The sequence below is a fragment of the Marinobacter segnicrescens genome, assembly GCF_900111555.1.
GTDB lineage: Bacteria > Pseudomonadota > Gammaproteobacteria > Pseudomonadales > Oleiphilaceae > Marinobacter > Marinobacter segnicrescens.
The window spans coordinates 17428-38355 of sequence record NZ_FOHZ01000022.1 but is presented as its reverse complement, the minus strand read 5'-3'; the positions used below and the strand labels follow the sequence as shown (position 1 = coordinate 38355).

At 57.6% G+C, this 20928-nt stretch carries 17 protein-coding genes; 1 reads left to right on the top strand and 16 read right to left on the bottom strand.

What is annotated here, in order from left to right; genetic code table 11:
- Positions 1 to 29: 29 nt before the first annotated feature.
- From BM036_RS16020 to BM036_RS15945, 16 genes are read right to left on the bottom strand one after another with little or no spacing between them, the layout of a single operon-like run.
- Positions 30 to 1160, bottom strand: coding sequence for a glycosyltransferase family 4 protein (locus tag BM036_RS16020; protein WP_091854225.1), 1131 nt, complete (start codon positions 1158 to 1160; stop codon positions 30 to 32).
- Between the two features lie 48 nt (positions 1161 to 1208).
- Positions 1209 to 2084 (bottom strand): hypothetical protein, encoded by an 876-nt coding sequence (locus tag BM036_RS16015; RefSeq protein WP_091854224.1) that lies wholly within the window; start codon positions 2082 to 2084, stop codon positions 1209 to 1211.
- Positions 2068 to 3981, bottom strand: coding sequence for an asparagine synthase (glutamine-hydrolyzing) (gene asnB / locus BM036_RS16010; RefSeq protein ID WP_091854222.1), 1914 nt, complete (start codon positions 3979 to 3981; stop codon positions 2068 to 2070). Before asnB ends, BM036_RS16015 begins: the two co-directional genes overlap by 17 nt.
- A gap of 2 nt (positions 3982 to 3983) precedes the next feature.
- Complete coding sequence (locus BM036_RS16005; protein ID WP_091854221.1) at positions 3984 to 5138, bottom strand: glycosyltransferase; 1155 nt, start codon at positions 5136 to 5138, stop codon at positions 3984 to 3986.
- Positions 5138 to 6502, bottom strand: coding sequence for an O-antigen ligase family protein (locus BM036_RS16000; RefSeq protein WP_091854219.1), 1365 nt, complete (start codon positions 6500 to 6502; stop codon positions 5138 to 5140). Before BM036_RS16000 ends, BM036_RS16005 begins: the two co-directional genes overlap by 1 nt.
- A 28-nt stretch (positions 6503 to 6530) precedes the next feature.
- Positions 6531 to 7400, bottom strand: coding sequence for a sulfotransferase family protein (locus BM036_RS15995; RefSeq protein ID WP_091854217.1), 870 nt, complete (start codon positions 7398 to 7400; stop codon positions 6531 to 6533).
- Positions 7401 to 7403: 3 nt separating this feature from the next.
- Positions 7404 to 8660 (bottom strand): glycosyltransferase family 2 protein, encoded by a 1257-nt coding sequence (locus BM036_RS15990; RefSeq protein ID WP_091854216.1) that lies wholly within the window; start codon positions 8658 to 8660, stop codon positions 7404 to 7406.
- Complete coding sequence (locus BM036_RS15985) at positions 8657 to 9727, bottom strand: FemAB family XrtA/PEP-CTERM system-associated protein (protein WP_245742681.1); 1071 nt, start codon at positions 9725 to 9727, stop codon at positions 8657 to 8659. Before BM036_RS15985 ends, BM036_RS15990 begins: the two co-directional genes overlap by 4 nt.
- Positions 9728 to 9737: 10 nt before the next feature.
- Positions 9738 to 10865, bottom strand: coding sequence for a GNAT family N-acetyltransferase (locus BM036_RS15980; RefSeq protein ID WP_177186083.1), 1128 nt, complete (start codon positions 10863 to 10865; stop codon positions 9738 to 9740).
- Between the two features lie 29 nt (positions 10866 to 10894).
- On the bottom strand, positions 10895 to 12721 hold the full coding sequence (locus tag BM036_RS15975) for a carbamoyltransferase family protein (protein WP_091854213.1): 1827 nt from the start codon (positions 12719 to 12721) through the stop codon (positions 10895 to 10897).
- A complete protein-coding gene (locus BM036_RS15970; RefSeq protein ID WP_091854212.1) occupies positions 12718 to 13713 on the bottom strand; it encodes a polysaccharide deacetylase family protein in 996 nt (331 codons plus the stop codon). The genes BM036_RS15975 and BM036_RS15970 overlap by 4 nt, the downstream gene beginning before the upstream one ends.
- Positions 13714 to 13749: 36 nt before the next feature.
- The gene (locus BM036_RS15965; RefSeq protein WP_091854210.1) at positions 13750 to 15054 is read right to left on the bottom strand and encodes a hypothetical protein; all 1305 of its coding nucleotides are present in this window, start codon (positions 15052 to 15054) and stop codon (positions 13750 to 13752) included.
- 8 nt (positions 15055 to 15062) lie between these two features.
- Positions 15063 to 16031, bottom strand: coding sequence for a P-loop NTPase family protein (locus BM036_RS15960; protein ID WP_091854209.1), 969 nt, complete (start codon positions 16029 to 16031; stop codon positions 15063 to 15065).
- A 5-nt stretch (positions 16032 to 16036) separates the two neighbouring features.
- Complete coding sequence (locus BM036_RS15955; RefSeq protein WP_091854207.1) at positions 16037 to 17608, bottom strand: XrtA system polysaccharide chain length determinant; 1572 nt, start codon at positions 17606 to 17608, stop codon at positions 16037 to 16039.
- Positions 17608 to 18252: an XrtA/PEP-CTERM system exopolysaccharide export protein gene (locus tag BM036_RS15950; RefSeq protein WP_091854206.1), complete on the bottom strand. Its 645-nt coding sequence runs from the start codon at positions 18250 to 18252 to the stop codon at positions 17608 to 17610. The genes BM036_RS15955 and BM036_RS15950 overlap by 1 nt, the downstream gene beginning before the upstream one ends.
- A gap of 5 nt (positions 18253 to 18257) precedes the next feature.
- Positions 18258 to 19673 carry a TIGR03013 family XrtA/PEP-CTERM system glycosyltransferase gene (locus tag BM036_RS15945; protein ID WP_091854205.1) on the bottom strand — a complete coding sequence of 472 codons (1416 nt, stop codon included), beginning with the start codon at positions 19671 to 19673 and terminating at the stop codon, positions 18258 to 18260.
- A 319-nt stretch (positions 19674 to 19992) separates the two neighbouring features.
- On the opposite strand from BM036_RS15945, the gene BM036_RS15940 reads away from it, so the two are divergent.
- Entirely contained in the window at positions 19993 to 20928 is a 936-nt protein-coding gene (locus BM036_RS15940) for an XrtA system polysaccharide deacetylase (protein WP_091854203.1), read from the top strand.

Genomic DNA, 20928 nt, shown 5'->3' with positions numbered 1-20928 from the left:
CTGCTGCGCCTTTTACGGTAAGTCGGGAATTAATCATCGGTGGGCCTTTTCAACGCGGCCTTATAATAAAGGTCTGCATACTTTTCAATCATAGTGGTCACAGAGAATTGCTCGAAGAAAGCTTTTCGGGCGCACCTTCCTAGTTCCAACCGTATCTCCGGCTGTTCCAACAAAATTGAAATTGCTGACGAAAACGCGGCCACATCACCAATTGGGGTTAACATTCCAGTTCTCGCGTGTTCAACGATCTCAGGGTTGCCGCCCACATTGGTCACTATGGCGGGAACTCCCAAACTCATCGCTTCCAGCAGGGTCATGGAGGTACCTTCAGTATTTGAAGTGAGTAAAAACAGATCCATGGCAGCATGGTGGGTCGCCGGGTGATCAATGAAGCCCACGAAAATCACCCGGTCATCGATACCAAGATCCTTGGCCGTCGCCTCAAGCTTTGCCCGATCCGGCCCGTCGCCGACCATCAGTAACCAGCTATTGGCATGTCGCTTCCGCACCTGAGCAAACGCCTCCAGCATCATCACCTGGTTCTTTACCGGATCCAGTCGTGCAACGGTCCCCATAACAAAATGGTCTTGGGGGATACCTAGGTTCTGTTTGAGTTGCTGAACCTCCTCCGGCTTGACCGCCAGCCCTGTGATGCCGTTGTAAACAAGGCTTATCATCGGTTTCGGGACGAATTCGTAACGGGCAAGGGCATTCCTGGTGGCGGCTGATATCGCAACGATACGGTGGGTTAACAAGGCAATCAGCGGGTTGACCAGGGCGGCTTTGTAGCGATACCGGTCGGGGTAGAACCGGCCGTGCTCCGTCAGCATTACCCTGGCGCCAGTGCCCAGGCTGCCAAGGACGCCATAAATCCACGGCGTGTACTGATGGCAATGAACCACGTCTATCTGACCGGACACTATTCTTTTTCGGATGCTGCGAACCAGAGACCAATCAAACCCCGGTCGACGCTTGAGAGCGGATACCGATATGCCGGACTTCTCTACCAGCCGACCAACCTCACCCACGAAGCCATCGATACATACCACCTGGTTGTCGAACTGCTCGATGGGCAGATTCGTAACCAGTTGGCGAATAACCTGTTCTGTACCTCCAATACCCATATTGAAGGTCAGGTGCATAATCCGGGTCTTCTTCATGAAGCTTCCAGCCAGCCACGGATGGAACAGGACATTTCTGCAGAACGCTCAAATGCCATAGATGTCACGCTTGTTCGCTTTTGCCCAAAGCCTAAAGTAAAGAGCGGAAAGCAGGATCAGGAGGGTTGGTAGCAGCCACTTCAGCCAATAACTCAGTTCTTCAAAAAGGTACCGATTACTCATGAAGTGAAAGGTATTATCGTAAACCGCATAACTTGTCTGGTAAGCCTTCCGCAACGTCTCCGACTCCTTCTCACTGTACCCGGCAGCTAGATACTTTGCTTTGGCCTGTTCGGGATCAGCCCGTAATTGATCAAGTGTCATTTCCAGCTCGACGCCAAAGTCGGGATCGATCAGTTCGGCACGCCCGTCCTCGCGTTGGTATTCGACGATCACATGTCCCCGAAACGAGATAATGCGATTCGGAATTTCATGCTTGTCCATGATACTGGAAAGAATGGTCGACGCATCACCACAGATACCAATACCCCGCTTTATGTTTCGTTGGTAGTTAGCGTAGTGATAGCGTTCGAACTGTGGCAAACCGGAGAACTTTCCAATGCCCCAAAGGAAATAGTTCTCCCACGGCGGTATCAACTGCCGGTATTCAACCGGGTCGACTTCTTTCCAGGACACGTGCACCAGACTTTGATTGACGACCCGGTTCGCTTGCTTGGCTAAGTCGCTGTTTGGACTTGCTCCATCAAGCCGGGCGATGGCCTCCATACTTTTTTCGTAACTCCAGACCTCGTCCGGAACAAACCGCAGCTGATCAACATCGGTAACACCCAGGCCCGGCTTACGAATGGGCTGGGTAAGGCCATACAAGTTCAGCCCCATTAACACGAGGCCAATGATCAGGCTGATAGCGGCCAGTACCAGGAAAAACCGGCTTGTCCACCACGGTCTATGTCGCCTTTCCATGACGCTCCCCCTTCTGATAAGCCCGCCACCAAAGCTCAAATGCCACCATGCTCCAGAGCTCCTGGGTGTGGTGGTCCTGGCCCTGCAAGTGCCTCTGCCATAGTTGACGGACCTTGTTCATGTCGAAACATTCTGCAAGCCCGCCACCGTCGTCACTGAAAACACCATCGGCCAGCCCCCGGATTTCATGGCGCAACCAGTGAGCAAGCGGTACCGAAAACCCCATTTTCTGACGGTACAGCACATCGTCCGGCAGCATGCCTTCAAAGGATTTCTTGAGCAGGTATTTCTTCTCACCACGGTGCAGCTTGAGCGCCGATGGCAGGCTGGCGGCATATTCCACCACTCGGTAATCCAAAAGCGGGGCGCGTGTTTCCAGGGAATGCGCCATGCTCATCCGGTCTACCTTCACCAGGATGTCGCCGGGTAGATAGGTTTTGAGGTCGGTATAGAGAATTTTGCCCAGATGGTCGTCGGTATCCGCGTCAGCGTAATGAGCCCGGGTAATCTCAGCAGGGTCGTATTCTGCCGTCTCCCGCCTGAGATCATCCCTGACCAACTCGTCCCACAAGCTCTGCCGGAAGAAACAATTGGTTGTAAAGAATGCACGGTCCGGATCCATGGCCAAAGTGCCAAGCAAGGACTCAGCCTTGCGCGTTGCCGGACTACCAATTCGACCAGCCATTCGCCCCAGGCCGGGAAACAGCGCACGGCGCAGAGGCCCGGGAAACAGCCTTCTGAGGCGATTCTCGGTCTGGTCAATCCGGTATTTGCTGTAACCGGCAAAGTTCTCATCGCCTCCATCACCCGCCAGAGCCACCGTAACTTTCTGCCTGGCCAACTGGGATACGAAATAGGTTGGCACAAAGGAAGGGTCGGCAAACGGCTCGTCAAAGTAGCGTGCAATACCGTCAATATTGGCCGCCACATTTTCCCGCACGGTGAACTCGTGATGGTCTGTTCCGAACTGGCCAGCGACTTTACGCGCCCACTCCACTTCGTCAAAACGCTTCGAGTCGAAACCTATCGAGCATGTGGTGACCGGTCGGGTGCCCTGCCCCGCCATCAATCCTACAACGGCGCTCGAATCCACTCCTCCACTGAGGAAGGCACCCAGCGGTACTTCGCTGACCATCCTTAATCGAACCGCATCATTAATCAGGTCATACAGGCCTGCCTTAAGCTCGTCCTCGCTGCTGGTACTCGGGGAAGCAAACGAGACGTTCCAGTACTGATGCTGGCGCAGTTCGTCACCATTGGTGATCAGCCAGTGCCCGGGGCGTAGTTTGTGTATGTTTCGATAGATGCTTTTCGGATCAGGCACGTATTGGTACGCAAAGAAGTCCTTCACTGCGTCCGGGCGCAGCTCTGTCCGGACAAACGGTGCCGGGAGCAACGCCTTGATCTCGGAGGCGAAGGCGAAGCGCCCATTTTCCCGATAGTAGTAGAGTGGCTTTTTGCCCAGCCGGTCCCTCGCCAGAAACAGCTGCCTGGCCGAGGTATCCCAGATGGCAATGGCAAACATGCCATTCAGGGCGTCCAGGCAATCAACGCCCCGCTGCTCGAACAATGCCAACAGAACTTCGGTATCCGTCCGGGTACGAAACGTAACGCCATCGGCGATGAGCGCTTGCCTTAGCTCACGGTAGTTATAAATCTCACCGTTAAAGGCAATGATATAGCGGCCAGACGCCGACGTCATCGGCTGGATACCCGCATTGGTCAGATCGAGAATGCTCAGGCGCCGGTGAACCATCGCAACGTGGTCATCAAACCATCGGGACCCGGCGTCAGGCCCGCGATGCCGTATTGCGTGGCCCATCTCGGCGAGCCAACCTTCATGGGCATCCCGATCGGGTGTGGATAAGGTGCGCAGAAATCCGGCAAATCCACACATACCTAACCTGCCTTACCGGAGGCGACCTGGTCGGCATGTTCCAGGCCGGAAAGCTCGAAAAACAGGCTCTCGTACTCGCGGGCCATTCGTGCGCCCGAGTAGGTCTCCTCCACATGCTTTCGTGCAGCAGTGGCGAGCGTTGCAGCAAGCTCAGGGTCGTACAGGACTCGGCGGCAACACTCGGCCAGAGCCTGCTTGTCGCCATGGGGGGCGAGCATACCCGTTTTCTCGTGCTGGACCAGCTGGTCAACACCGGGAATGTCGTAGGCAACCACGGGCACTCCCGCAGCCATGGCTTCCATCAGACAACGGGGAATCCCTTCCAGTGACGAGGTCATCACGAACAGGCTGAAGCTGCGAAGCAGCTCCAGGCGATCATTACGGAATCCGGGAAACTGTATGGCATCGGAACTTGATAGCATCCGGGCCTGGGCTTCCAACTCCCCTCGCTGGCTACCGTCGCCCACCAGCTCCAGCGTCAGTGCCTGATTTTCCTGATATAACGTGTCGAATGCCGATATCAGGTCAGCTAATCCCTTGCGGGGAATCATTTGCCCGATGTATCCGATTTTCTGCGCCTGCCCTGACTGGCCTTGCCGGGGAAGGCTGGCCAGAACGGCATCGACCTCGGTGAGGTCCACCCCATTTCGGATAAAACGGGTTTTATGTCGGGCCACACCCGCTTTTGCCACGTCACTCACCAGCTCCTCCGAGAGTGGTGCAACGGCATCAAAATAGCGGAGCATATGGGTGCCGATTTTGATAAACGCGGAAAGCTTCAGCTTTACTTTGCCCGGAAACCCATGAGGCGTACTTACGCAGGCGATTCCCGTTTTCTTTGCCGCCAGAAGGCCGAGAATATCGGACTTATAACCATGGGTGTGGATAACGTCGATCCGGCGCTCGCGTATGACCCGGCAAAGCTGGCGCACCACCCGAAAATCAAACCGGCCCGACATGTCCAGATAGTGAACTGCTCCAGCCTCCTGGGGATATACCTCAGCCACGGTCAGGTCCTGTTGATCGCTCTCCCGGGTAACGGCCAGGTCGCATGTCACACGGCGACGATCAATATTATTGGCCAGCGCCAGGACCCATCGCTCGGCACCATAGAAGCCCGAGGGTGTTATGAACTGGAGAACTTTCAATTGATGCATCAGGCCGACTTCTCCCTGGCGTACTGTGGTGGCTTTAGAGTGCCCGACTTGACCGGTACACGTTTTTTACCTTTCTCCTGTGATTTCACTCGCTGCAGGTAATACACGTTGATCCCGGCTGCCAGCAGCAACATCATCCAGTAGAGGATTTCAGCGCGGAACTGGTTAATAAAGCTCGCCGCTCCAAGATAGCCGAGTAAGGAACATTCCAGCGCCAGCAACTTGAAGTAGGAGACATTCTCATCCATGGATAAGACCCACCGTTTGGCCTTCCTCGACATCCTATAGAGTGACAGCAATGCCATTAACATCAGGCAGAGTCCAAGCCAGCCCACCTCCGTCAGTCCTTGGAACCACATCGAGTGAACGCTTTTGTATTCGTTCCCTCCAAGATCTTCCGGCGGTAGATAAGCAGTTGCGACAGCGTTGAAACCCTGAACCCCCAACCCAACCGGGTTGTCTCGAGCCACTTCAATCGAAGCAAGCCAGTAGTCAATTCGACCCGATCCACTAGCTTCGCTTTTGGGATTCTGAAGCGTGCGCATACGCTCCCAGAAACCCTCGTCAGCGACATAGAGCCCCCCGCTGATGCCAAAGATAATGATCAGTACCGCCATGCCCCGCTGCCCTTTTTTCTGATAGCGGGAAAAGAGCATATACATCAGAAACAGACCGGCGCTCGCCACGACGCCCACAAAGGATCCACGACTGTTTATCAGTACCAGTCCATTGGCAATCAAACCACCACAAAGCGCACACAGCATTTTGACCTTGTAACTGCCCATCCATGCGTAATACATAAGCAAAACACCACTGGGCACCAGGGCCGATGCGACACCATTGGCATCTGGCGCGTCGACCAATCCGATCCCTTCTACCCGGTTGCCGGAGTTGCGGCCGGTAATCGTTGCTAGGTAACCAATGTAAGTGGCACCAGCAAGGTATGCCCAAAGCGCTCCGTCCAGCAAGCGGGGCGTATACACAAGCTTGTAGGCAACGAGAACAACCACAACCAGTTTGGTCAGGTCGTAAACAAAGCGGTCGTGGACAGCCGGATTGATTGCCCAGAATCCCACAATGTAATAAACCGCCAGCAGTGCCAGTAGCCACTTGAATAGGGGCTGCTCGCTCCAGGGAGCCTGCTCGGTATACTTTCGGTACCCCACAGCCAGCGACAAAATCATCAGGAAGGCAGCGATAAAGGAATAGCTGATGCCGGGAATGTCAGCCGACCACCAGCGGTTGTCGGGGTTGAGGAAATAAATGACCTGATAAAGAAAGAACGAAACCGAGCCGCTGATCATGAAGGTGGCGATAGTGCCACCAAAAAAGATCATCAGAAACAGGAGGGCGAACTTCGACATTACAACCACTCCTTGGAGCTACAACCACTCATGTGACTCTCTCCGACCCCGAGCGCTGCAGCCGCTTCTTCCAGTTACCGACCCGCCACCTGTATTGGATCTGAAATTCACCCAGCACAGCCTGGTGGACCCGATAGAACGCAGCCAGCCAGCCTGGAACCTGGTAGGGGGCTGCCTCTGGCTCATAGCCGGTCATAGCCATGACGTCTCGACACAGGGAATCGACAACCGCAATCTCGTGTGCACTGAGTTTGTCTTTCCACTTACGGGTCAGACTCTCATCCAGGGCGCGAGAGGTGTTGGCATTTTCCCGCCCCTCGCGGATAAAGGACTTTTGCTGGTCGAAGGAGAGCATGGTGTCGTCAAAAGGAGCATCGATAAACTGACAAACTGCCTCCAGCGTTGCCTGCTGATCGATAACGAGGTCCTCATAGCGGATGCGCAAGACCTTGTCGGGTAGCTCTCGCTCGAAAGCCAGCTGGGCCAGTACTTCATCTCGCCATCGAAGCGCGCCTGTATAGGCATTGGTACCCAGACCCCATTTGTTCTCCATATAGGAATTAACGACAGCCCGCGGGTCCCTGGTAATCACGATGAACCGGGCCTGTGGCAGGAATACCCTGAGCTCCCCGAGGTAGTAGGTCAATTCCGGGTCCTTCAGCCCCCAGACCGATTTGCCTTCCGCCCTCATCAGTTCATCAAGATTCTGGCCATAACGTTTTTCGATATGTCGGCTGATATTCGCGCGAATGTCATCCTTCGAAAATCCGGGCTTGAATACACTGCGAACCGGCAGCTCATTCTTGATAAAGATATCCCGGTGAGCCGTGAGCATCCGGCAAAGGAGCGTGGTTCCAGAACGTTGCGTGCCGACCAGGAAAAGGGGCGAATACGTCATTATTCAGACTCCCAGGCTGCCAAGCAGCGCAGCCGCTAACACGATTGTCGCCACAAACAGGCCAACGGTTTGCCACCGCAGTCCCGGGCCTCTGCTATCACCTTGAGCCCTTGCACTACTCCACGTGATCTGGGTCTTTCCGGAGAGCGCCATAACAATTCCTGTCATTGCATTAAGGTTCACCAACAGGAAGTAGTAAGGTACGGCGAATAGCATTGGCTGCCTGCCCGCGCCCTGCATGAGCGCACCTACGAACCCGAGCGCCACGACCAGGAGCGCGCCGGCCACGATCCCGGTGTACAGGGACGGCCCCTGCAGTGACAGAAGCATGCTCCCACAGAGTCCCGCCAACAGAAAGAACGGAATAAGCCAGCGTAACAACTTGTGGGAAATCACCTGCCAGGAGAAGATGCCGGTGCGAAACGGGTTCATTACCTCCCGGACCCGCATCAACCCCCGGATGCTGCGGTTGACAATACGCTCCTTGCGCGCAAGCTCCTTATTAAATTCTCCCGCGGTCTCTTCGTAACATTTTGCCTCCGGCTCAAAGATACCTCGGTAACCCCGGGCGATGATCTGAAGGGGATTAACGAAATCGTTGATGTCTTTCTGCTCCAGTGGCTGCCACAAGTGGCTGCGGATGGCGTAGATGGCGCCGTCGCCGCCAACTACCGAGTGCAGGCGGGATTCCATGGACTTGATGGCCAGCTCATAGCGCCAGTAAAGGTTCTCGTTTTTCGCGCTGGCACCGGAGTCGCCGTCGGTATAAAGCGCTGCGCCCACCACATAACCCACACGTTCGTCGGCAAAGTTGCGGACCAGCTTATGGATGGCGTCCGGGGCGTACATGGCGTTAGCATCGCTGAAAACGGTAACGTCGGCGTCCACCTGTTCCATGGCCAGGTTCAGGCCCATGGTTTTGCCCAAGCGGCCCTCCTGCCTGATCAGTTCGACGCCAGACTCCGTGTATTGCTTGACGATGTCGTCGGTGCCGTCATCGGAGCCGTCAGACACCACCAGTATGCTTAGTCTGTCGCGGGGATAGTCCAGGGCCAGGGCATTTTCCAGCTTGTCCCGGATGACCGCTGCCTCATTGTAGCAGGAGATGATCAGCGCAACGGAGGGACGTGTTTCTGCGACGCGGTGGGTCACCTTGTCCCGGCCCAGGGTGAGCAGCCACAACGCTAGCGGGTAACCGGCGTAGACATACACCGGGATAAACAGGCATAACAGGGTAATCAGCAACAGCAAGGTGTTCATAGACTGACGTACTTCCTTACCCCGGGGCCGATCAGGTTGGCGACAGGCAGGGGCAGCCGTCGCCAGGTGGCTTCCAGCAGGTTACGCAGGCCACCGGTTTGTTGCGACTTCCGGGCCGGTTCGGGTTCGCCATCGGGTTTGAGGTCCAGCCAGTTCAGTGCGTGGGGTTCGGCGCCCCACTGCTTCTTGAACCGGTAGGTCCCCTCACCGGGTGTGGACCGGCCGAAGTCGAAGGTGTGGCATCCGCCATCGGTGACATGGGCCAGCAGGGTCCAGTAGAGCAGCATGTTGGGTGCCAGTCGATTAAATTCCGCCAGGGTGGACGCCCATGGGATGCTTGCGCGGGTGCCATTGATCAAAACGATGCCGGCACCCACCACCGTTTCCCCATGCCAAACCAGGCCTGTTTGCATCCGCTCACCATAACTGCGCTGCAGTGACTGGAACCAGCCCAGGCTGTGCACCGGCGACCCCAGGCGGTGCATGTTGACGGAAAACACCCGGTAGAAAGCATCAATGGCATCTATCCGGCTAGTGACCTCCCCCCGCAAACCGTTTTTCTCTGCCTTGCGGATCTGGCTGCGTAATTTGGGTTTGTAGCTTTTAAAGAGCGCGTCGCTGCTCTCTGGCAGTGCACAGATCATGCTGACCTTCGCCAGGGTCTTTTCTTCCTGATCATCCACTGGTTCTCCGGGCAGGCGCAGATTGATTCCTTTTCCGCCCCGTTGCCGGGTCAGTTCCACGGCCTTTTCCCGCAGGGCGGCAGCCGCTTTATGGCTGCTGGCGAGGGGGCCGCCCAAATCGCAAAAAGGCAGGGATACCCAGTGGGCGCCCAGCAACGGGATGCGAAATTCACACAAAGGCAGCACTCCCGCCAGGTCTCCACCCGGCGACAGGGCCACCAGGCACCAGGGCCGGTGGCCATAGGCCTCGGAAATACTCTGCAGCCAGGCCAGGTAGTGATAACCGGTGCCGTCCGGGTGCCGGCTAACGTAGTCATCCCATCCCGCTGCCCGGGCTTCCTCAATGCCTGTCGAGACAACTTCAACATCGTCTGTACTCGACACAAACTTCTCCTCAGCGCCCATAACCAGCTCCGGGCTCCCCCAGCCAGTGGTGCTTGGCTTCCCGCAGGGCGTTCTCAAGTTTCAGTTTGAAACGGGGCCGCTGCAGGGCAACCTGTACCAGTTGCCGGTGACACTCACCCAGGTTGGACTTGTAACGTTCGTCACCGCCCATGAAGTCATAATAGTGAAAGCCATGCTGCCGGTAGTCTTCGATACACAGGCTGTGCCCCAGCAAACCCGGTTTCAGCTTATTGTCGGCTTCCGTCATCATGCCACCCAGATAGAAGTACACCACCTGGTTGTGCAGCAGGTTGTAAAAAGAGGCAATTACATCGTCCCCTGCCCTTACTGATACCAGGTCTACCCCACCTTCCGGCCACTGGCTGCGGATCAGGCTGCGGTGAAAGCGGACAAAGTCCGGGTTGGCAAAGCCACTCTGGTCGGGCCCACTGCCCCAGCGCTCCAGGTGACGAGGCCCGATGCTGTCAAAGACCGCCAACGCCTCGTCCACATTGTCGGGCCGGATCAGTTCCACCGGCCCCCGCTCTTCGTAGAGGCGATGAGCCCGGTTGATCTGGTACCGGGTATTGCGGGACAGGGTGTCCAGGTAATGCCGGCCACTGCGCCGTAACTGGTCCAGGTCTACGCCATAGCAGGGAGCCTCCCAGCGAACGTGTTTGAACAGGCCCATGGTACGGGCGTAAAAGTCCGCCTCGTCTGCATCAATGGCGCCCACCACAAACTCATCCCAGCTATCCCGCTGGGCCTCCAGGAACTTCAGACAGGCCGAGGACACGTCCCGGTCACGGCCATGCTCCGCCAGAAAACCGTTGTACTCGATCCAGATCTGGTCCAGCACCCTGCTGCCGGTCTGGTGCAGACGCAAACACCGGGAGCGAAGTAAACCGTGGCGCCGCTCGTCAGACGCCACCACCATGCCAAGGCCAATCAACCGGCCGTTTTCGGTCACTCTCAGCACCCGCACATCCGGCTCGTACACTTCCAGCCAGTGTCCTAGCCACTGCCAGGACAGGAATACCGTGGGCGCGGACCGGCTTTCCAGGTCCTCCCACTCGGCCCGCAGTTGCTCCGGTTTGGTTACCGCCTGCTGGCTTACTTCCAGCTTGCCTGTCGTCATCAGCGTCCTGCTCCGCCCGCCGTGTAAGATCAGTGGGCCGGGTTCGGCTGCTTGACCAGGAAGGGCCCAATGGCAAGGTAATCCAACGCCCCCTGTACGAATGCCCGCACCGCATCGTGCGGCGTGTTAACGATGGGCTCCTCGTGCATATTGAAGCTGGTATTGATCAGGCTCGGAATACCGCTGATCTTCTCGTATTCCTTGAGGATGTCGTAATAACCCGGGTTGACCTCACGCTGGACCAGCTGGGGCCGTGCGGTGCCGTCCACGTGCACCGCTGCCGGGCAGTTCTCCCGCATGAACTCGGTGCAGTCGAAGGTAATGGTCATGAACTCGGCGCTGTGCTCGGCACCCCGGATATTGTGGTAGCACTTCTCCCTGGCTTCATAGAGCGTTACCGGTGCGAACGGCATGAACTCGGTGCGACCCAGGCGCTTGTTCAGCCACTGGTTAACCTCCGGCTCCCGGGCGTGGTAAAGGATCGAGCGGTTGCCCAGGGCCCGGGGGCCGTATTCCATACGACCGTCAAAGCGGGCGACCACTTCTCCGCTATGGATCAGCGACGCGACTTCTGCCGCCAGGTTGTTGGGACGGGTGTATTCAAGACCCTCGGCTTCCAGTTCAGCGGCGATCTCAGCTTCGCTGTAGTCCGGGCCAAAATAGGCGCTGGATATGGAGTCCTTAACGCCACCGGGCCAACAATGGTAAAGGGCCGCGCCGGTACCGCAGCCGCCGTCACCCATGTTTGGGTAGACGAAGATATGGTTAACGCCTTCAATCTCGAAGATACGCTGGTTCAGCTTGACGTTGGCCGTGACGCCACCGGAAAGCACAACCGTGTCGATACCGGTTTTCTCGACCCAGTAACGTACGTAATTGGTGGCCACCACCTCCAGGGCATGCTGATAGGCAGCAGCCACGTCGATCTTCGGGAACTTGGACGCCAGGTAACGGGAAAAGAAGACGTTGTTGGCTTCATAGATCCGGTAATCGCCCGGTTCCTGCTGGATACGGCTGAGTAGGATGTCGCCCAGGATCGATGGATCGCCGTAGGACGCCAGGCCGACAATCTTGCCTTCATGCCGGCTCGGTTTGAAACCAAGGCTGGAGGTGACGTGCTCATACAGGGTACCCAGGGAGTTGGGGTAGCTGATGCCGTGTAACCGGTGGATCTTGCCATCCCGGGCTTCACTGGCAGAGCCGGCAAGGCCTGAGCCATAGCCGTCCAAGGTGATACACAGGGCTCGCTCAAATCCGCTGGCCAGGTAACTGTTCGCCGCATGGGACAGGTGGTGGTCCATGCGCTTCACCGGTTTTTCCCAGCCCATCGCGCGAAGGCCCTGAGTCAGTGACTGTTCCCACCTCTGAAAGGATTCAGTCGCGCCTTCGCCCCAATGGCGAGAGCCTTTAATTGCGGCATTATTGGAAGCCAGTCGCTGGGCCCCTGCCATGGAATAGTAAGAGCTGTGCAGAAAGCCCTTCTCCATGATGGCGTTGGGGTGTTCCAGGCCATGGATCGGCTCATTACGATCCGGCACCCTGGTCAGGGCTTCCTTGATCTGCCGGTTCAGGTCCGCCGGCTCAAAGTTGCGGATAAACTGGCGTTCGTCCTCCAGGTTCTGATTGAAGAGCTTGGCCTCGTTCTCCCAGGTCAGGAACGGGTAGCAGACCTGGTCAAAGTCGCTCATCTTGCTGCCGGTATATTCCAGCGCCTTTTCCAGCGCCAGTTGCGGAAAGCCGTCCTGCTGTTTGACCCGGGAAAACCGCTCCTCGCCGGCGGCGAACAGGATCTCACCGTCTTCCACGATCGAGACTGTTGAGTCCTTGTCCAGTGGCGAAATACCAAGCACTCTCATGCAAACTTCTCCATATGCGACTTGAGCCGGGTGGGGGTCGAAGCCTGCCCACCCAGTTCGTTAAAAAAGAAATCAAAGAACCGGCGGAACGAATCGAGAAAGTCCGACAGCTGCTGTTCGTTCTGCACATAACTGGTGTGGCCGGGCACGACGCTGGGGCTGTGGAAGCTCCAGGTAAAGGTGCGCACGCCACGGCGGTACAGGTCCCGGGTCAGCTTGATGTGCTCTGCAGTTGGGAATCCTTCCGGGGAGAGCATCAACCGATCCACCATGCCCAGCCGTGAAAGCACCCCCGGTGCCTTCAGCTTGCGGAAGGCCATGGCCAGGTCGAATACCGGCGGTGCCAGCTTGCCAGCCCAGCCCACGAATCCACCGGTCACCGGCAACTCCAGGATGCGCTTGTCCGACGGGCCATACCAGAACGGCCCGGCGTCGTAGTAGCGGTAGTCCGGCCCGCCGTCACCACGGGCATCGAGCGGTGGGCATACCGACAGGTCAATGTCGAACCCCAGGTCATTGAGGATGGCCGTGGTGTTGGGTCCGTAACCGTACCGGCCTGCCTTGTAGATGCGTGGTGCTGCGCCGAAATTCTCGGCGATGGTGTCACGAAGCCGCGTGAGCTTCTCTCGCTCCAGGGGTTCCGGCAGGTTGCCGGGATACATATTGGAACGGGACAGGGTCTCTTCCACAGGCGGGTTCACCCAAGGGTGAAGGTGTGCACCGATCTCACACTGCCCCGCATCAAGATATGCTTTCAGGGGCGTAACACTGCGGGCCTGGCTGGCAATGGAATAGTCCACCACATAGCAGGGCGCGATACCGTACTCATTGAAAATATCCTGGGCACGGTTGATATGGTCCATGGCGGTGACAGAAGTAGCTTGGGGATCCGGCTCGGCATTCCAGTCGAACTCCTCTTCGGTGTCGATCACCACAATCAGCTGCGCCGGCGTATCCGCCGGCAACTGGATGGTTTGTCTGTTTTCGAACACAGCGTCTTCCCTGTTCTTATCGGTGGCGTGGCGGTGCTACCAGGCCCTTTCCATGCCGTCCCAGCCCAGGGTGAAGAACACCCGGGCCTGGTAGCGGTCCTGGTCGGTCAGACCCCGGGTAAAGGCGGAGTCGAAGGCCGCGCCCCAGGAGGCCAGGTCCGTCAGTTGATGACGGTAGGTCACCGTAAACTGGTGCCTTTCATCGTCGATGGAGCTGCGCTCTTCGAGCGCATCGCCCTGCCAGCGGTAATTAAAGCTAACATTTTTGTCTTCTGTGACCGCCAGCCTCAGGCCGGCGCCGGCCAGGTATTCCCAGGTCTCTTCGCCCGTCTGCACGTTTTCTTCTTCACTGCCCCGAACGATAAAATTCAGGGTACACAGGTCGCACAAGCGCTGGGTACTGTGGGCCAGGGTGACGGTGTCATTCAGCGTCACCCCCTGGACCCGGACTGAAAACTCGTCTTCAATGCCCAGCTCCGGAATCGGCGCCAGTGCCAGGTCCAGCAGGGTACTGCTCTGGGTGCGGTCATAGCTGACGCGCGTGCTGGTGAGGGAGGTCTGCCACTGGCGAGCAATGGAGCCAATGACGGCATCGTTTTCAAAGTCGTCACTTTCGGCACGGGAGACTCCGACGCTCGCAGAGAAGCTGCCGTTCTCAAGAAGGGTATCCAGGCCCACCGAAGCGGAGTCCAGGGTGATGTCCAGATCCTCCTCATGCTCCCAGGCCCTGCGGCCCGTAAGGGACACGGTGCTGCGTTCAGAGACTTGCCGCGAAAGGTTGGCTTGAACGCTCTGGGATTCACCGTCCTGAACATCGTCTTCGGCCCAGGTTTTCGCGGCCTGGCCACCCAGACGAAGGGTGGTCAGCTCGCCGGGATAGAACATGACACCGGCGCCTGCATTAACGGCGTTCTGGGTGTCATAGGCTGAGTCATCCAGGGTAAAGCCGGTGTCATTGCGAACCGAGCGAATGGTGTGGCCGGCGTTGAAGTCAAAACGACCGCCAGGCTGGTAGAAGTTGTAGCGGGAAGAACCACGGACTGACAGGTTGTCTCGGTCACCTGTCGCCAGGCTGCTGCGTTCCGTTTCGAGGGTTCCACCGTAGAGCGCATTTAACCGGTGGGGGCCAGACAGCCAGTTGGCACCCACGTTCCCACTGACCCCGGCACCTCCCCGGGTATCCGTTTGGGAATCCCGCTCAGTGTGGGTTATATCAGTAAATACAGTTGTGGTGGCGGTGTAACTGATTTCCTCAGCCCGGGCCGGACCAGAAGTGACAACCGCCACCAGCAGTGGAATTACGATGCCCCCGGCCGATGGCTTGCGAAAGGCTACGTCCATGGCCCACCTCATTGCTGGAAAATCAGACCAGAGAATTTCTCGGACCCGAGGGTTTCAACCGAGCTGACAATCTCTTCCGGAGTCACTTCGCCGAACGGTACGCCCAGCACCACCTGATTGGCATAGCGCACCAGTATATGGGCTTCGGTGCTGGCCTTGAGCGGCGGTGCGTTGATGATCAGGAAGCGGTCCGGGTAGCGGCTTTTCAGCTCACCCATCAGGTCCCGCATGCGCACCGCCGAGAACAACTCCACGGCCGAACTGGCCAGGGTGCCCGGCGGCACCACGCTGAGCCGGTCGATACCACTGGGGTAGATGATATCCTTCACCTTGACGGATTTGTCTGCCACATAGTCGGTGACGCCCTGGGCCATAGACGATGAGACCAGGTGGTCGAGGTCACTGTCCCAGGGGTTGCAGTCGACCAGCAAGGCGGAACTATGGGCGTCCATGGCAAAGGTGGCTGCCAGGTTATAGGCGGTCAGTGCCGAGTTGTCGGCGTTCCCGAGGGAAGAAACCAGTACCGAGAAATTCACTGCGCCGGCCCGGTCCCGCAACTTGATCCGCACTTCCCGGAAGGCATCCAGGATGGCCTTGTTCGACATTCCGGGATAGATAATCTTTCGCTGCTGAAGCTCCTCAACGGACCATGGGCGCGGATTATTGATCAGGTCCAGGGAGATGGACGAATCGTAGATTGACGGCGGATGCTCTTTCGCCGACTCCTCCACCATGGTCCAGTTGGGATGAGCATCAGCAACCGGTTGCGCCTCGGACTCCACCTGTCTTGAATGTCGCTGCTGCTCCTTCCAGGCTTCCTTGAGGAAGGCTGACTCCAGGCGCGAACCATTGGCGGTCTGCTCCGGGCCCTGCTCGGCATGATCGCCCTCCGCTACCGAGTGAGGGTGTGCAGCCTGCTCAGCTTTCTGGCGTTCCTGGGTTTTCAGCAGCGCGTTATAGAGTTTGTTATTGTCCATGAAGACTAACCGCCCTGACCGGCAAAAATACCGGTGAGTGTGTTGATGATCTGTTGCGGCGTAATACCCAGGACGCTGAATACCAGTACGGCCAGGTATCCCGCCATAAAGATCGCCAACAGGAACAGAATGAAAAGCGTGTCCTTGCGCAGAAACCGCTCTTTCCACCGACTGGAATAGTGAGGAATAGAGGCCAGGACCGGGATATCAGCCGGCAACTGAGTCAACAGGGTGCGACTTGAGCGAACCCGGTTGTCGAACATCACCAGCGCCACCAACAGGCCCAGCACCATGGTGCCACCGAGGAAGGGTCCTGCCATGCCCACCTGGTGTAACTGCAACCCGTCCCAGCGAGTCGGGTAGGATGCCGGCTCCTGGATCCGGTAACTGACGCCCTGGCCTTCCACGTCCAGGGTCATGGACAGGCGGGCTTTCTCCCGCCGCTCCAGCATGTCTTCGTAGACATTCTTGGTAACGTTATAGTCCCGGGTCAGTTCCGCCAGTTCCGCTTCGTTCGCGGCCACCCTTTCTGCTCGTTCAAAGGCCCCATCCAGCAATCTTTCGAGGGAAGCCAGCCGATTGCGCTGAACCTCCAAGCGGGTTTGCGCATCTGTCAGTTTGAGCCTGAGCTGCTCGTAAACCGGGTTCTCAATGACCTCACTGGAACCGGCACTGCGCTGTCCTACATCACCACGGGCCTTGCGTTCACGCAGATCCTCCAGCTGGCCGAGCACAGAGACGATATCAGGATGACTGTCGTGATAACTCAGGCGCAGGTCAGACAAGTTACTCTGGAGCTGGGAAATCTTGCGGTCCACTTCTGAACCGCCCCCGCCACGACTGACTGTGCGATAGGGCTGTTCTTCTGTAAGCTGCTCCGAGGTAAGCTCCACCTCGGACTCAGTTTGCTGGATGGCCAGCTTCAGATTCTCAATGTCGCCACGCAGCCGCTCAATCCGTGACTGGACATTGGAGGTGGTGCCATCCTGGTTTTCCTGCCGGAATTGCTTCAGCCGTTCTTCCGCCGCTTCAAGCTGGCGACGATAGGTACTGACCTGTGCATCGATAAATTCGTAGGCACCCTGGCTTTCCGAACGCTTCTTGCTGGAGGTCCGCTCCACGAAGCGATTCAGCGCCGCACTCAGTACGCGGAATGACTTGTCCGGGCTGTCGCTGCTATAACTCAGCTCGAGAAAGTTGCGGTTGGACACTCGCATATTAAGGGCGTTTCTCAATCCGCTGGTCACCTGGCTCTTCTGGCTGTCCGTTTCACCACCGTTGAGCATGCCCGCATCAAACGCGACCTGCTCCAGATAGGACCGGCTCTGCAGCATTTCCCGGGCCTCATTGATCCGGTCGATGGGCGTCACCTCCGCACTTCCTCGCAGCAGCGGCTGCAAGATACTGGAAGAGTCCGCGTACAGCAGCGCTTCAGAGGTGTAAGTCTTGGGGGTGACATACCCCAGTCCGAGCACACCAGCCGTCACACACATGAAGATGATGGCGGCAAGCACCCGATAGCGGTAAAGCTCCAGCTTTACCGCATTGATCATATCGAGAATGTACCGCCAGTCCATCAGAGTTCTCCACGCAGCAGGGACTTGCGAGGCACGCTGACTACGTCACCCGGCTGCACGGTGTAATTGGTGCGCATGTCGCCATCTTCCAGGATCGCTTCCAGGTTCAGGTCGAAGCTTTCGTACTCGTCGCCAGTTTGCCGGTGCATCACCGCCCGGTCGCCAGCGGCGAACGGCGTCAACCCGCCGGCTTCCAGCACCAGGTCCAGCACCGTCATGCCCTGCCGGTAGGGGACCGAGATTGGTTGGCCCACCTGGCCGGTGATACGCACCCGGTTGCGATATTCCGAGCTCACCGGACTATCCACCACCACGGTGACTACCGGGCTGCGAATGTCCTCACTGAGCCCGGCTGCGATTTCATCGGCCAACTCTTCAGGGCGCATGCCCTCGGCGTCCACGTCACCCATCAGCGGCATGGATATCCTGCCGTCGGGCCGAACCACCACAGACTTGGAGACTTCCGGGTTACGCCACACGTGGATGGAAATCGAGTCGCCAACGCCAATGCGGTAGTCCTCCGGTTCAGCCGTCACCGCCGGCGGGTTGTTACCGCCTTCCGGTATACCTGCACAGGCAGCAAGCACGCTGACCAGCAGAACCAGGATGGCAGTTTTCAGTGCTGTTATCTTGTTGCTGTCCATATCGCTTATCGCACCCCTTTGCCCAGTAACACCACCTCAACGGTCTGGATCATGATCAGGAAGTCCATCACGATGCTGTGGTTCTTAGTGTAGTACAGGTCGTACTCCAGCTTGCCCCGGGCGTCCTCGATGGACGCCCCGTAGGGGTAATTCAGCTGAGCCCACCCCATGAGTCCCGGCTTCACATAATGCCGGGTGTTGTAGAAAGGCACTTGGTCCTTGAGCTGTTCAACAAACTCGGGCCGCTCCGGACGCGGACCGACGAAGCTCATTTCCCCTTTGATGACATTCCAGAGCTGGGGCAGCTCATCGAGCCGGGTATTGCGGATGAACGCGCCCACCCGGGTCACCCGGCTGTCATTCTGCGAAGCCCAGCGGGCCTTGCCATCTTTCTCTGCATCCTGGCGCATGCTGCGGAACTTGTAGATGCGGAACACCTGCCCCCGGGCGCCGACCCGGTCCTGGCTGTAAAGGACCGGAAACCCGGATTCCAGCACGATGGCCAGCGCTGTCAGCAGCATGAACGGCGCCATCACTACTGCCAGGGTCAGACTGATCACCAGGTCCATCACCCGCTTGGCCAGGTCCCGGGAACGGGACGCCTTGAAGCCGTCAGAAAACAGGATCCAGGAGGGATGCAACAGTTCCAGCCGCGCCTTTTTAAGCTCGCGTTCGTAGAAAGCCACCGCATCGGTTACATCGATACCCCGCAGCTTGCACTCCATCAACGCTTCCACAGGCAGTTGCCCTCCCTCACTCTTGCGGCGCTCCTGCTGTGCAATCACGATTTCGGATATCCGGTTCTGGCGACAGAATTGATAGAAATCTGTCGGGGCTGGCAGGTGATGCCTGGCGTCGACCCGCGGAGTGGCCGAATCAGGAATACACCCCATAATGCGGATACCCGAAGCCCTCAGGTTTCTTTCATAGTCGGTCATCAGGGATTCGGCAAATTCGCCACCACCGAAAATGACCACCCGGCGGGCAAGCTGGTCGGAGTCGACGACCTTCAGGAAGATTTGCCGGATCAGGGTGACCAGGAAAATGGCGAGCAGAACCGCCCAGAACAGCTTGTCACTACCCGGGCTGACATTGGGGATCAGCATGTAGAGAATAGTCAGCGCCAGGCCACCCAGAAAACAGAAGGCCACCAGGGTACGGAAGAACATGGAGGCGAACCCCTCACGCACCATGGCGAAATAGACGCCCATGGCCAGGGTGCCGCAACTCATGACAAGGGCAAACAGGAACGCAGCGCCAGCGCTGGTATGGAGGTTTGCTTCGGCTGCACCCAGCTGGTCCAGAACAAAGCCCAGCAGGTAGAAAGTGCCAAAAAGCGCTGCAAACTCCAAGGCCCCGAGGACCAGGTATGGAAGGTGCAGATAGTGTTTTCTGATGCGTATATAGGACACACCGAACATCCTTGTCGTCTCTATAAAACTCGTGGCACCCGATCTGGAGAAAACCGGGTTAACCTGCCATCAATCGAATCTGTCAGACGACGCTTGAAAGCTTAATATCCTGTCACTCATTCTGCGCCGGCACTGTGACAATCTCAAGGCGGTCTGTATCAATTTGTAACGGAATTTTACAACGTTTTACATCACACTGCGAGAATGCTTCCAAAGATTCGGGCAATTCCGATGACATCGCGGTACGCTCAGGCTACTATTTGAACGAATACGAAATCCGGACAGATTTCATGATTGGCATTCAGGGAGACGGAGAACGGAGCCTCCTATGACGGAATCACAGCAGTCGGGCCCTGACGGGAGCAGTCCCGGGAATGGCACATTGCACGCACTGAGTGTAGACGTGGAAGACTACTTCCATGTGGCAGCGCTGTCCCGCGTGATATCCCCGGATGACTGGGGCTCCCTCCCCTCCCGCGTGGAGCGAAACACCGAACGCCTGCTGGAACTGTTTGACCGGCACCAGGTGAAGTGCACGTTCTTCGTACTGGGCTGGGTGGCCGAGCGCTACCCGCAGCTGATCCGCAAGCTGGCCGACCATGGCCACGAGATCGCGTCCCACGGATACAGCCATCAACTGGTGTACGACCAGACCCCGGCGGTGTTTGCCGAGGAAACCCGCAAATCCAAGATGATTCTGGAAGATATTATCCAGCGGCCAGTGACCGGTTACCGCGCCGCCAGTTACTCCATCACCAGGGAGTCGCTGTGGGCCCTGGACATACTGGCGGAGCTGGGCTTCACCTGGGATTCCAGTATTTTCCCGATCCACCACGACCGCTATGGCATTCCGGATTCACCGAAAACGCCCTACACCATCCAGACCAGTAACGGTGTTGCCCTGCGCGAATTTCCGCTCACTACTGCCCGGCTGTTCCGGCTGACCATTCCAGCGGCGGGCGGCGGCTACTTCCGGCAGTTCCCCTACCCGTTGTTCCGGCACCTGTTCCGCCTGGCCAGCAAAGACGACACCCAGCCCCAGATGTTCTACCTGCACCCCTGGGAGATTGACCCGGACCAGCCCCGTTACAATGACGCCAGCTGGTTCTCACGCTTCCGTCATTACACCAACCTGGACAAATGTTACGGTCGGCTTGAACGCTTGCTGAACGATTTCAGCTTTGGCACGGTAAGCGAGAGCTATGAGGCCTACCAGCCAGACCGTATCAAGCTCCACCAGAACGAAATGATTCGCCTGGCCTGA